7 protein-coding genes and 4 pseudogenes are annotated in these 12,216 nt (G+C 69.8%); 6 read left to right on the top strand and 5 right to left on the bottom strand.

The window, feature by feature from the left end:
- Positions 1-67 precede the first annotated feature (67 nt).
- Positions 68-838 (bottom strand): methyltransferase domain-containing protein, encoded by a 771-nt coding sequence (locus tag ABT186_RS36695; RefSeq protein ID WP_351928800.1) that lies wholly within the window; start codon positions 836-838, stop codon positions 68-70.
- Between the two features lie 28 nt (positions 839-866).
- Here ABT186_RS36695 and ABT186_RS36690 point away from each other — a divergent pair.
- Positions 867-1,313: pseudogene (locus ABT186_RS36690) on the top strand (MerR family transcriptional regulator); the annotation flags it as partial.
- A gap of 370 nt (positions 1,314-1,683) precedes the next feature.
- Here ABT186_RS36690 and ABT186_RS36685 read toward each other — a convergent pair.
- Both ABT186_RS36685 and ABT186_RS36680 read right to left on the bottom strand, forming a co-directional pair.
- Positions 1,684-2,220, bottom strand: a complete 537-nt coding sequence (locus ABT186_RS36685; protein ID WP_351232152.1) for a DinB family protein — start codon at positions 2,218-2,220, stop codon at positions 1,684-1,686.
- Positions 2,221-2,575: 355 nt separating this feature from the next.
- Positions 2,576-2,725 (bottom strand): hypothetical protein, encoded by a 150-nt coding sequence (locus ABT186_RS36680; protein ID WP_351928798.1) that lies wholly within the window; start codon positions 2,723-2,725, stop codon positions 2,576-2,578.
- A 232-nt stretch (positions 2,726-2,957) separates the two neighbouring features.
- Here ABT186_RS36680 and ABT186_RS36675 point away from each other — a divergent pair, with 232 nt between their 5' ends.
- A complete protein-coding gene (locus tag ABT186_RS36675) occupies positions 2,958-3,383 on the top strand; it encodes a hypothetical protein (protein ID WP_351232156.1) in 426 nt (141 codons plus the stop codon).
- Positions 3,384-3,581: 198 nt separating this feature from the next.
- Here the strand turns inward: ABT186_RS36675 and ABT186_RS36670 are convergent.
- Positions 3,582-3,865 (bottom strand): annotated as a pseudogene (locus ABT186_RS36670) (hypothetical protein); the annotation flags it as partial.
- Between the two features lie 317 nt (positions 3,866-4,182).
- Between ABT186_RS36670 and ABT186_RS36665 the strand changes: the two are divergent.
- The 4 genes and pseudogenes from ABT186_RS36665 (at position 4,183) to ABT186_RS36650 (ending at position 9,536) form a co-directional block, all read left to right on the top strand.
- Positions 4,183-6,252 carry a SpoIIE family protein phosphatase gene (locus tag ABT186_RS36665; RefSeq protein WP_351928796.1) on the top strand — a complete coding sequence of 690 codons (2,070 nt, stop codon included), beginning with the start codon at positions 4,183-4,185 and terminating at the stop codon, positions 6,250-6,252.
- A gap of 770 nt (positions 6,253-7,022) precedes the next feature.
- Positions 7,023-7,253: pseudogene (locus ABT186_RS36660) on the top strand (transposase); the annotation flags it as partial.
- Positions 7,254-7,465: 212 nt separating this feature from the next.
- Positions 7,466-7,931 (top strand): annotated as a pseudogene (locus ABT186_RS48135) (transposase); the annotation flags it as partial.
- A 420-nt stretch (positions 7,932-8,351) separates the two neighbouring features.
- Positions 8,352-9,536: a beta-ketoacyl-[acyl-carrier-protein] synthase family protein gene (locus tag ABT186_RS36650; protein WP_351232160.1), complete on the top strand. Its 1,185-nt coding sequence runs from the start codon at positions 8,352-8,354 to the stop codon at positions 9,534-9,536.
- Positions 9,537-9,706: 170 nt separating this feature from the next.
- Here ABT186_RS36650 and ABT186_RS36645 read toward each other — a convergent pair whose 3' ends face one another.
- Positions 9,707-11,869, bottom strand: coding sequence for an ATP-binding SpoIIE family protein phosphatase (locus ABT186_RS36645; RefSeq protein ID WP_351928794.1), 2,163 nt, complete (start codon positions 11,867-11,869; stop codon positions 9,707-9,709).
- Positions 11,870-12,216 lie beyond the last annotated feature (347 nt).

Genomic DNA, 12,216 nt, shown 5'->3' with positions numbered 1-12,216 from the left:
CGGACGAACCGCGATTCAGCCCCGTAGGCGGGGGTGGCGGCGCATGCCTGGTCAGGCCGTCGCCGTCTCACCGTGGAGCTGTCCCCGCGGCCACGAACATCGGCAGTGACAGAAAAAGCCGGTCCGCCTCGGCCCGTGCTCGCTGCTCGGCGATCCAGCCGTTCGCCTGTGCTCGGGTGACAGCGCCGCTGGAGCAGGCACCTTCGGCCAGTCCGACGAGCATCGGCAGCATCGTCGGCCCTGTGAAGACTCCGGTACGCACCTCGACCGACACCTCGTCGAAGCCGGCATCCAGCAGCAGGTTGCGGTACTGGCGGGCGGCGCGCGGGCTGGCGGTCAGATCGGCGCGGACGCGCACGATGGTACGCGTGAGGTCGGGATCCCCGGAGTCGATGACGAACGTGTCCCAGTCCTGCCCGACGAGAACGGCGCGCCCGCCGGGCACGAGGACCCTGCGAGCCTCGGCCAACGCCCGTCCCGGCTCGGCCAGTTCATGGAACACCTTGTCGGCTCGGTAGCCGTCAGCCGAGGCGTCCGGCAGCGGGAGTTCGTACGCACCCGCCATCCGGAAGTCCGCCTCGGGCCATCGGCCACGGGCGACGGCCATCATCCGCTCGTCCGGGTACAGGCCGGCGGCCTTCACGTCCCGCTCGGCAAGCTCCGCCACGGCCCGTCCCGCGCCGCACCCCACATCGAGCACGGTCATTCCGGGCCCGGCGGCGAGCAAGTCGTAGGTGAGTTCCCGGAGTTCCACGGCTCCCGGAAGCCGGTCGACGGCATCGAGCAGCGCGATGAGGTCGTCCGTCGTGTGGCGCGTCTGTTCTGCTTCCTTGGTCACGAGCGCCACGCTGCGACTTAATGTCGGCATGAAGTCAAGCGAGCACAGCACGTCGGGCCGCGGCGAGGACAGCCCCATGAACATCGGCACCCTCGCGGAACGCTTCGGCCTGGCGACACATGTCCTGCGCCACTGGGAGGCGATGGGGCTCCTCACCCCCGCGCGCGACGGCGCCGGCCGACGCCGCTACCGCGCTGCCGACCTCACCCGCGTCGCCGTAATCCTCCGTGCCAAGGAAGCCGGGCTCTCCCTCGACACCATCCGATCCCTGGCCGCTACGACCGTTCCGGCGAAGCGGCGCGACATCCTGCGCGATGAGGCCGAGGCACTTCGTTCCCGCGTCGCGGCGGCCCAGGCGTCCCTCGAACTCATCGAATGCGCCCTCGGCTGCGACCACGAGGACTTCACCCAGTGCCCTCACTTCCAGCAGATGATGGCGGATCGCGTCGGTGCGGACGCCCCGGACCACATTCCCGTCCGAGCCGCCGACCGTGGGCAGTCGGACGATTCGGTGGCTACACGGCGAGCCCGAGCGGCGACGATCCGGTCGAACCACACGCCCCCAAGCCGCTCCATGATCGGCGTTGGTCCTGGGGTGACCGGACGCCATTGGTGGTCGGCTGCGGTCGTGGTGGTTGCTGTACTCCGCTGCTGTACCGCAACATCACAGCCCGCCTGTAGGGCTGACGGTCAGCCGCAGCTGCCGACGGCTGTGGTCGGGTAGTCGTGACCCGGCTAGCCGACCACAACGGCCTGGCCACAGTGATGTGACCTCGACATGTGGCCAGAGGCGGTCGCAGGAGCCGCGCTGCGGACTCGGAGATACCTCCGACAGGGCGGGCGGGCTACTCGCCCGTGGCGCCGTCGATGGCTTCGCGGAGAAGATCCGCGTGCCCGATGTGGCGGGCGTACTCCTCGATCACGTGCTCAAGAACGAACCGCACATCGGTGTCACCGAACTCCGAGCTCGACACAATGCGCGCAGTGTCGTCGGTCACCCGCGCGAACACCTGCCGCGACTCCTCGCACGCCTTCACGTAGTCCTCGTAGACATCCCTGGCCGGCGTAGGGTCCGACTCGTCGTACCACTCGTCGCCGGCAGCGGTGACGTAGGTCCTGTAAGGGAAGAATCGAGGGGGTGTGCCCGCCAGCGTCCGCTGGAACCAGTGACGCTCGACCCCCTGCAGATGGCGCATGAGCCCCAGCAGGGTCAACCCCGAGGATCGCACAGGCCGTTGCCGCAGTTGTGCGTCCGAGAGGCCCTCGCACTTCCACAAGAAGGTTGCCCGGTGGTGGTCGAGGTTCGAGGCGATCACCTCCAGCCATGAGCCCGAAACCGTGCGCTCAGGTCGAACGATCTTGTGGACTACTACGTCGCTCACGCCGGAGGTCTCCTTGCTCGTTATTGCGCTTGGCCGAGTACGCGCCCCGCGATTCGCGGAACCGGGCGGCGCCACACTGCCACCCGTGTCAAGCGCATCCGCCCAAGAAGACTCCCCTCTGCATCGAAACTCATCGCCGCGCACTGCAACCACCGCAGCACACTGGGTCAGGCGCACGCTTTCCACCTGTGACGGCGGCGTCTTGGACGGTGTACAGGGGCGTTCACCGATCTCCATTTCCCGTCCGGGCCTTCAACGCAGCTGGTTGTCGGGTCTCAGCAGAACGCCGATGACCGCTGCTGAATGAGACGGAAACTGATTCGAAAATCCACCCTCTCGCTTCCGTGGCCGCTGGTCAGACGGCTGCTTCCGGGGCTTCATCGGTGACCTTGCTGGTGCCGCAGCCGTCACCGGAGGCGTCGGGGTCGGCGCACAAGCCGAAGATCTCGGCGTCGGCCTTGACGAGGTGGTCCCCCCGCCTTGCGCGGCAGCGGTGCTTTGCCAACCAATCCCCGGAGTCCCGACGCCGTAGGCACCCGGGCCGCTGTTGGAGGAGCGCCGCCCGCGGCCGTACCTCTTCCGCGTCACTCCTCTGCACCGTTGGGAGCGACGGCAGGCAGCCGTCCGCTGAGGCTGGGACCTGACACAGGGGGGCGCCGTCTGTTCGGGAGCCAACCGGGTGGATGGGATCGCGGCGCCGCAGCCGCGCTGCTCAAGGAAGAAAGAGGTGCCTCCGCATGTCACACCACACCGCGGCGGGGGCGGGGTCTACCTGGGTGGCCAGGTGGGCGGGCGCTCTGCTGTCCCTGGCCGTGGCTGCCATCCATGTCGTCGACCAAGGCGGTATCACGGCAACGAGGGACCCCTACTACATCGGCGTTGCCTACCACGTCCTGGAGATCGCGGCCGTGGTCACCCCGGTGCTGCTCCTCATCGGTCTCGTCCGACCGGGATGGCTGTTGGCAGCCGGGGTCGCCGCCGGCCCCTTGCTGGGCTACGTCCTCTCCAGGGGGCCGGGACTGCCCGACTACAGCGACGACGTCGGCAAGTGGACCGAACCGCTCGGGCTGGTCAGCCTGGCCGTCGAAGGCGCCCTGCTCCTGCTGTCGGTGCCGCTCTTCGTCGAAAGTTGGCGGAACCGTGCTGGGCGAGCCAATGCCTGAACGATCTTGAAAACCGTCGTGGCGCGAGCCACCGTGGGTTCAAATCCCACACCCACCGTGTAGGTGAACGGCCTCTGACCAGGTTGATCGGTCAGCGACGGTCGATCGCACCAGCAGGCAAGCGCTGGAGCACGGCATTGCGTAGACGCGCCGCAGCGCTTCGTCAGTGCGAAACCGTCACTTGTACGGACTGATGTCGCCCTCGGGTGACCCTGTGGCGAACACCGTGCTGCCGTCGGCACACGCGCGCACCTCGATATCGATTCCAGTCCACGGAACCAGCGTGGCGCCCAGGCTGAGTGCCGCGGTGATCAGCGAGGCCATCGCGAGGACGAGGATCAGCAGACTGCGGGGCCGGTCGGCCGCTCTGCGCGCCATCCAGGCCTCGCAGGCGTGGAAAGGCCCTCGTCGGCGCAGAGCTGGGACAGGACCAGGACAGTGGTGAGGAAGCCGATCACCGGGCCCAGCCGGGCCGCCTCTGCCAAAGGGGCCGCCGGTTTGCCGTCCACGAGCCGAGCGCTTTCGGCGCCGTGAGGAGGTAGGCGCGCAGGCCCACTCACCTTGCTGACCGGGTACCGGACCCCGATGGCCCTGCGTCGGATCGGTTACCGAGCGGCTGGAGACCTGGCTGCAGAACCGGCTTGTCCTCCGTGCTGACCGGCTCGCCGAGATCGCCGTCCAGACCGCGATGTGGCACGGTCGGCGACCGCTCCGGACACGTGTGTTACCGCTGCACATGCCGGTTCATGCTGCAAGTGCCGGTTCATAATGAAAGCAGCAGCACCATGGAGTACTCGCGATGCCGGATCCCATGCAGGCAGGGAAGCCGATGGCTGCGGTCGGGCAGGCCGTGGCCTGGTGGAACCTGCTGCCCGTCGCTTTGATCGTCTTCGACGGCGCCGGACGGATCACGCAGTGGGCGAAGGCCGCCCCTGAGCTGTTCGGTTACACCGCGGATGAGGTCATCGGCCGCGACGGTACCGACCTCGTTCTCCCGGACAGCCGGCGAGAGGCCCGCGCCGTCCAGGAGGCGGTCGCTTCCGGACGCAGTGTGACCGGGCACATCCCGGTGCGGCACAAGAACGGCTCGATTGTCGAGGTGGAGGTATGGGCGTGCCCCATCACCGCGCAGAGCGGGGATGGGTGGGACGTGCTGGTCCTTGCCGCCGACGTTCGCGCCGCGCGTCAGGTCCGCGAGGTGGGTGGCCTGCTGGACAGCCTGTTCGCCAGCTCGCCGGTGGGGTTGGCGGTCTTCGACACCGAGCTACGGTTCCAGCACGTCAATCGCACCGTGGAGGCCATGCACGGGCTACCTGGTTCGGCGCACGTCGGTCGAAGGCCGTCCGAGGTGCTGCCGGGGGTGAACAGCGAGCAGATGGAGGCGGCGATGCGCCGGGTACTGGTCACCGGCGACCCCGTGGTGAACTTCCGCCGCATAGGCCGCACCCCGGCCGACCCCGACCATGACCGCGTCTGGTCCTGTTCCTACTTCCGCCTCGAAGACGCGGGCGGCAAGCCATTGGGGATCAGCGCCTCGATGATCGACATCACCGCGCAGCAGAAGAGCGAGCTGGAGGCCGCCACCGGCCGCCAGCGCCTGGAGCTGCTCAACGAGGCCACGCTGCGGGTCGGCACCACTCTCGATGTGGCCCTTACCGGGCAAGAACTGGCCGACATCGCCGTGCCGCGCTTTGCCGACATCGCCACCGTCGACGTCCTGGCCGACGTCACCGAAGATGCCGAGCCGATGAGCAGCCTGTCCAGCGGCGCAGTCCTGCGCCGACTCGGCAAGGCCCCCGCCTCCGGCCTCGCGGCCGTCGACATCCTCGCCCCCGTCGGCCGGACCCTCCACTTCCCTGCCACCGCCCCGTACACGCAGGCCGTCATTGACCGTCGGCCCTATCTCCTGCGTCGTATCGACGCCCGTGTCATCGCTCCCGCCGCCCGCTACACCTCCACTCCCAAACGGCTCCTTGCCCTGGGCGTGCACTCGATGATCATGGTCCCCCTCGCAGCCCGCGGCCTGGTCCTCGGCGTCGCCACCTTCCTGCGCACGGGTGACAGGCCGGCCTTTGACGCCGCCGACCTCGCGCTCGCCGGTGATCTCGCCGCTCACGCCGGCGTCTGCATCGACAACGCCCGGCTGTTCCACCGCGAACACGACACCGCGCTCACTCTGAAGCGCAGCATGCTTCCCGGCCGCCCGAAACCCCCGGCAGGCATCGAGATAGCCCACCGCTACCGGCCCGCCTCCGACGTCCACGAGGTCGGAGGCGACTGGTACGACGTCGCCACGCTCGCCCCCGGCAAGGGCGCCATCGTCATCGGTGACGTCATGGGCCACGGCATCCAAGCCGCCGCGATCATGGGACAGATGCGCACCACCGTGCGCGCCTTCACTCACCTCGACCTGCCCCCCGACCAGCTCCTGCACCACCTCGACTCCGCGCTGCAGGAACTCGACAGCCCCCTGCTGGCCACCTGCCTGTACAGCGTCTGCGACGCCGCGGCCCATCGCTGCCACCTCGGCCGCGCAGGCCACCCCCCACCTGCCCTCGTGACACCCGACGGCACCGCCCGCCTGCTCGATCTGCCACCCGGCGCCCCCCTGGGCATCGGGGGCATCTCCTACGACACCACCGAGATCACCCTCGCCCCCGGCAGCATCCTCGTCCTGTACACCGACGGCCTCGTCGAAGCCCGCGGAACTGACCTGGACCAGCGTCTCAATGAGCTGACCCGCCTCCTCACCGGCGCCCACCGCGACCTTGACCAACTGTGCGACACCCTCATGGACCACCTCGCCCCAACCCCAGCCGAGGACGACATCACCATCCTCGCCGCCCGCATCGGCACCCCCACGCCCTGACAGGCTGAAGGCGCGCTTGAGCGACTGCAGTCGAGACACCGCTGCCCCGGCCTCCGTCCGGCCGGGGCAACGGTTGCACAGGTCAGCTCAACGAGCGATCGGCGATGCGCCGGCCTCTGAACCTGCGGAGCAGCACTCCCACAGCCGGGCCGGTTGGACGGGCTGCGGCAGCTTGGGCAGGAACCCGGAGAAGAACGCCATGTGCGCGGGCAGGGCGGAGGTGCCTGGCGTCTGCCGCCGGTGCCTAGTGAGTCGGGCGGTCCCACAAGCCCTCGCAGAGCCGGGCGGGATCTCCGTCTCGGTCGATCACCGGCTTCCTCTGGTGCATCAAGTAGCCCAAAGCCGCCTCAGACAGAAGGATGTTCTTCAGACTTGCCGGCTGCCAGGGGCGGCCACCTGCCCGCATGCCGTACATGACGGCCAAGTGGTCAGCGGGTGAGGGCTCTCCGGCCCGGCTCAGGCGGGCCGCCCAACGAATCTCGCGGCCGATGTAGTACGGATGTCGGCGTGTTGGAGACGCCTCAGGCGGGGGCGCCTGGTCGAACACCAGGGCGATCAGCGGGGTTGTGAAAGGGTGTGCACCTGGCGATCGAGAGCTTGCAGGCGTTGTGTACCGCGGTGGGCCAAGTCGTGTTTCAGGTTGCGCCCGGAGAAGTGGTGCACGGGTTCGACTTGATCCGGGGGTTGTTCCGGTGGCGGGATGCGGCCCGCACGGATGAACCCTCCCTGAGGACAACCTCACCGCGTCGAGTCCCGATCTGCTCCGCGCGATGGTCAAGGTGCATGCCGCGATCGCGGTCGAGGTCAATACCGACGAACACCGCAAGATTCTGGGCTTGAACGTCGCTACGGCTGAGGACGGCGCCGGCTGGCCGGGGTTCCTGCTGCGCCCGCTGATCGCCCGCGGCTTGTCCGGGGTCCAGCTGCTCGTCTCCGACACCCATGCCGGCTTGGTCGGCGCGGTCTTGCCCCACGCCTGGTGGCAGTGCTGCCGAACCCACTGAAGCTGTAATGAATCAAGGCGTGTTGCTATCTGGTGGTGCTGCGGCGAGGAGCTCGGCGGCGGTGCGGTAGCGGGTGGCGGCCTGAGCGGGGAGGTGCCCTTCCTGCTGCAGGAGGAGGCGGGTTTCGCGGACGGCGTTGCGGATCGACAACCGGTCCGGTCGCAGAGGGCATTCGGAGCGTGTATCGAAGCGCATCAACAGAGGCCTTCTCCGTGATCGAAAGGGTTCCGGGAGAAATGGTGGCGGCGACCATCCGGACGATCTTCGCGCAGACCGCCGGTGAGGCTGTCCGCAGCCAGCTGGACGTGGTCACCGACATGCTCGGACGCCAGTTCCCCACCAGGTCAAGGCGATGCCGCCTGGACGCAGCAGTCGACATCACCGTGTTCGCGGACTTCCCCGTCTGCCCACTGGAAGAAGATCTGGTCCACCAATCTTCTGGAGCGGCTGAACCGGGAGATCAAACGCCGGGCCGACATCGTCCAGGTCTTCCCCGATCCAGCCGCCCTCGACCGGCTCGCCACCGCCGTCCTGGCCGAACTCCACGATGAATGGCACGTCTTCGACCGCCGCTACCTCTCCGAAGCCTCCATGGCCGAACTCGTCACGACGCAACCCGCCGCGGACGACCGCCGGCTTCCACCACAGCCGAAACCGAATCAGCTCGACCAGTGACTACACCTCTCGGCGGGAGGCCATCCGCTGTCGCCCGTCGCGTCGGACAGCTTGCCGATCGCGGCGCACCTCTTCCCTGATCGGAGAGTGTCTGTGGTCGAGTGGCCCGTGCCGCCAGGGGTGCCGCCCGGCTCCGGCGGCAGTGACCAGGTAGCCGTCCAGGCTGACGGTAAGTCAGGTAAGGCTTCCGGAGCCGCTCCGCGAGCCCCTGTTTCAGCGGTGTGTGCCGTGTCACGCACCCCAATAGCCACCTAAGTTGTCTGCATCACAGCGGAAATGTCCATTTAGCGTCCATGCTCGAAACGGATACCGACTCCCGAAGTGGAGCTCATCGGCAACCTCTTGGGCGCGAAGCCCAAAGTGACCCACGACACAGCATTCGTGACATTCCTCCCTGTTCCCCCGGAAAGGTGCCCCATTATGGCCGCTTACCTCTGTCCTCCTGCCGTGATACACGGCGAGCACGCCGTGGAGACCAGCCAGATCGTGGCGGAGGTGCGCGACCGGCATCCGCACGCGGCGTGGGCGCCGCGGATCGACGGCATCGCGGCCAGCACGGGCATCGAGACACGCGGGTGGATGCTGCCGCTGGAGGCCGCCGTCGCGCCCGGCAACGGGGGCGGCCTGCGGGCTGTCGGCATCGGGTCGGCCCAAGAGGCGTTGGCACGCGATGGGTTCACCCAGCAGGACGTGGACCGCGTGATCGCCGCCCTTGAGGCGATACCCGCGCCGCAGACCGTCCAGGAGCGCACCGCGCCGGCCTGGGAGGCTGTGCAGTCCTACGGGGAGCGTGCGGCGCGCGGGGCCCTGCAGATCGCCGGGCTGGACGCCGCAGACATCGACTGCCTGATCACCAGTCACTCCACCACTCCGGCACTGCCGGGTCTGGACATTGCCCTGGCCAACAAGCTTCCGCTCCGCAACGACGTGATGCTGCTGCCGGCCACGCAGTGGGCCTGTATAGCGGGGACCCGCTCCCTGGCGCTGGCGGCGGATCTCGTGGCCGCGGACCCCGACCGGGTGGTCCTGGTCGTGATCGCGGAGGCGCTGAGCACGACCTACCAGCCCGCTGACGACACTCTCGAGTCCCTGATCGTCCGGTTGCTGTTTGCGGACACCGCGGTCGCCGCGGTGGTCACGGGCCGCCCGCGGCGCGAGTCGGTGCTGCGGCTGGACTCCGCCTGGCACCACACCCTGCCCGGCACCCACGACCTGCACCGCCTGGAGACGAGGGCGGACGGCACCCACTTCGTGATGGACCGGCGCGGGCCGCGCGCCGTACAGGAGACGGTCACCGCGATGTGGGAGTGGCTGCGCGTCCGTTACCAGGACGACCCCGACTCCTGGCACCCCGACGTGCTGCTGGCGCACCCCGGCGGGACCCGGGTGCTGGAGTACATGGAGCAGACGATGCCCGACGCGTGGCCGTCGGGGCTGCTGGACTACAGCCGGGACAGCTACACCAGCGGCAACCGCGGAGGCGCCGCCGTGTTCGACATCATGCGGCGGGCGCACGACGCCGGGCAGAAGCCAGGCAGTCGCGCCGTCCTGTACGCGGCGGCACCGGGCCTCACCGCCACCGCCCTGGAGGGGGAGTGGCTGTAGTGCGAGCGCGCGCCACCCGTACCAGCAAACGGGCCGTCCGCATCACCGGTCACGCCACCGGTACCGCTGAGGGCGCCGTGCGTACCGTCGGTGGTGTCGGCTGACGCGCACGAGGCCTGAACCCTCGCCGCGCTCCCATACGCCGGCCGCGCCCCCGCCCCCCAGCCGCGTCACCTCGCGACTTCCGCCCAGACCACCTTGCCGGTGTCCGTCCACCGCACGCCCCACCGGGTGGTGAGCCTGTGCAGGATGTACAGGCCACGACCGCCGTCGTCGAGGAGGCCGCCCCGGCTCAGACGTGGCCTGCCGTTGCCGGTGTCGCCCACCTCGCACAGCAGGCCGTGACCGGCCCTGATCAGCCGTACCGTGATGGGACCGGTGGCGAAGCGCACCGCGTTCGTGACCAGCTCGCTGATCAGCAGCGACACGTTGTCCAGGGTGTCGTCCCTGGTGCGCCATTGCCGCAACAGCGCGGAGACCTGCGCGCGGGCACGGGCGGGCGCGTCGTCGCGGGCGGGCAGCCGCCAGGTCGCGGTGTCCCCCTTGCGGTAGCCGATCATGCGTGCGAGCAGCAGGGTTACGTCGTCGCGCTGGCGCCCAGGCGCCAGCCCGGAGACGACGCGCCGTGCGGCCTGCTGCAGGGCGTCCCAGGGGTGCACCCTGGACACGGCGTCCGCCAGCCTGCCGATGCCCTCGTCGATCGACACGGCCGGATCCTCCACCAGGCCGTCGGTGTAGAGGGCGAGCAGGGAGCCCGGGGGTGCGCCGAACGTGTGCACGCCGAACGGCTCCCGCAGCGCGAACTCGGCGCCCAGGCCGGGATGAGGGCGGACCGCGAGCGGGCCCGCCTGCCCGTCCGGGGACACCAGGACCGGGGGGAGGTGGCCGGCGCTGGACAGCGCCACATGGTGGCTGACCGGGTCGTAGAGGGCGATGCAGCAGGTCGACCCGAGGGCGCTGTAGCCGGCCGCCAGCCCGGACTCCGCGTCGTCCAGCAGCGTCACGGTCTCGTCCAGGTGCTCCAGCACCTCATCGGGCGCCAGCCCCGCGGACAGCAGCGCGCGAGCCTCCATGCTCAGCTGGCCCATGGTTGCCGCGGCTCCCAGGCCGTGCCCGACGACGTCACCGACCACCAGCGCGGTACGGCCGTCCGGCAGCGGAAAGCTGTTCACCCAGTCGCCGCCGACGCCCGCGCTGTCGGGCGTGGCGGGCTGGTAGACGCTGGCGATCTCGATGGTGTCGCCGCCGGTCCGGGGCAGCAGCCGGCGCTGCAACGCCAGCACCTGCGTGTGCTCGCGCTGGTGCTGACGGGCCAGGTCGACGTGATGGGCGGTCCTGGCCACCAGTTCCTGCAGGTCGAGCAGCTCGCTGTCGCGGAAGGGGCAGTCCGCCCGCCGCCAGACCTCCGCCACGCCCAGCACGACAGGTGGCGCGCCGTCCAAGACCAGCGGTATGCACGCCAAACCCGCCGACCGGTCACCGGGCACCAGGGCACGCGTCACTCGCGGACTGCCCAGTACCCGCTCGACCCCCTCCCGGTCGGGTATGACGATGGCCTGCGGGGCATCGTCCCGCCGTACCGCCTGCGCCAGCAGGCGACTCGCGTCGCTGGGAAGATCGTCACCCGGAGTCACGTAGCCCTCGGGCCACGCCCGGTCCGGCACCAGGGCAGCCCGCCGAAGCCGGATGCGCCCCTGCCCCTGCCCGGTGACTCCCTCGCCCGTCCACACGGCGAAGTCCAGGTCGACGGCGGCCACGTCTCCCCAGGCCAGCAGGGACTGCGCCAGTGACTGCGCGGTCTCGCCGATGTCCAGCGAGGTACCGATCGCGGTCTCGGCGGCGTACAGGTGCAGCCTCCTGGCCATGGCGATCACGGAGACGGTCAGGCCTTCCTCAGGCACCGCGGCGGGCAGGATGCTCAGCGAGACCACCAGCTCCGACCCGTCGCCGCGCCGCAGGCGCTGGATCCGGGCGACGTGTGCCTCACCGGTCTCCAGGACCTGCCGCAACCGCCGTGTGACCGTCGGTACGTCCCCGGGGGGCAGGAGATCGACGAAGGGACTCCCGACCATGGCGTCCAGACCCGCGAATACGGGGGCGTCCAGATTGCAGCGGGTGATTCTCAGATCCCTGTCCAGGTTGACCGCGCCGAGAATCTGATCCTGACCGCCGGCTGCCGGGTTGTCGGGTACGCGTTGGCGGGTGGTGCGGTCGCCCTGCGCATCGGCCGGACCGGCGGCCGTTGCCGCTCCGCCGCGTGGGATGTATCGCCCCAGGGCACTGCTGACCAGGTCGAACGACGAAGAGGACGAGGGAGACGGTGTGGAGTCCATGCGGCTCTCTCAGCAATCCCCGGCGCAGCGCCGGTGCCGTACTCGGACCCGTGCGACGGGGCCCCGAGACCCCTGACCGCACACCTCATTGAATAACACCGGGGGTCGCTGCGCCCACACCAGCGAATCGCGCGGTGAACGCGGACAGTGAGGGAATGCCGCAGCCGGTGGGGCCGTACTCACCTTGCCGCGGGGCCGTGGCCCGCCAGGATGCGACGACCGCCGCAGGACCACTGGGCGCCGGGGGGGGGGCCCCCCCCGGGGGGGGCGCGGGCGCCCCCCCCCGCGCGCGTTAGGTGGGGGGACGAGGGGGGGTGGGCGGGGGGTGGGGGCGAAGAGGGGGGGGA

Origin of the sequence: Streptomyces sp. NPDC001634 (genome assembly GCF_040298185.1) — a bacterium.
GTDB lineage: Bacteria > Actinomycetota > Actinomycetes > Streptomycetales > Streptomycetaceae > Streptomyces.
This window is presented reverse-complemented; position numbering and strand designations above follow the sequence as displayed.

Coding starts and splice junctions, on each gene's coding strand:
- ABT186_RS36645 (WP_351928794.1), bottom strand. CDS start 11,869: ATGGACTCCACACCGTCTCCCTCGTCCTCTTCGTCGTTCGACCTGGTC.
- ABT186_RS36665 (WP_351928796.1), top strand. CDS start 4,183: ATGCCGGATCCCATGCAGGCAGGGAAGCCGATGGCTGCGGTCGGGCAG.
- ABT186_RS36675 (WP_351232156.1), top strand. CDS start 2,958: ATGTCACACCACACCGCGGCGGGGGCGGGGTCTACCTGGGTGGCCAGG.
- ABT186_RS36650 (WP_351232160.1), top strand. CDS start 8,352: ATGGCCGCTTACCTCTGTCCTCCTGCCGTGATACACGGCGAGCACGCC.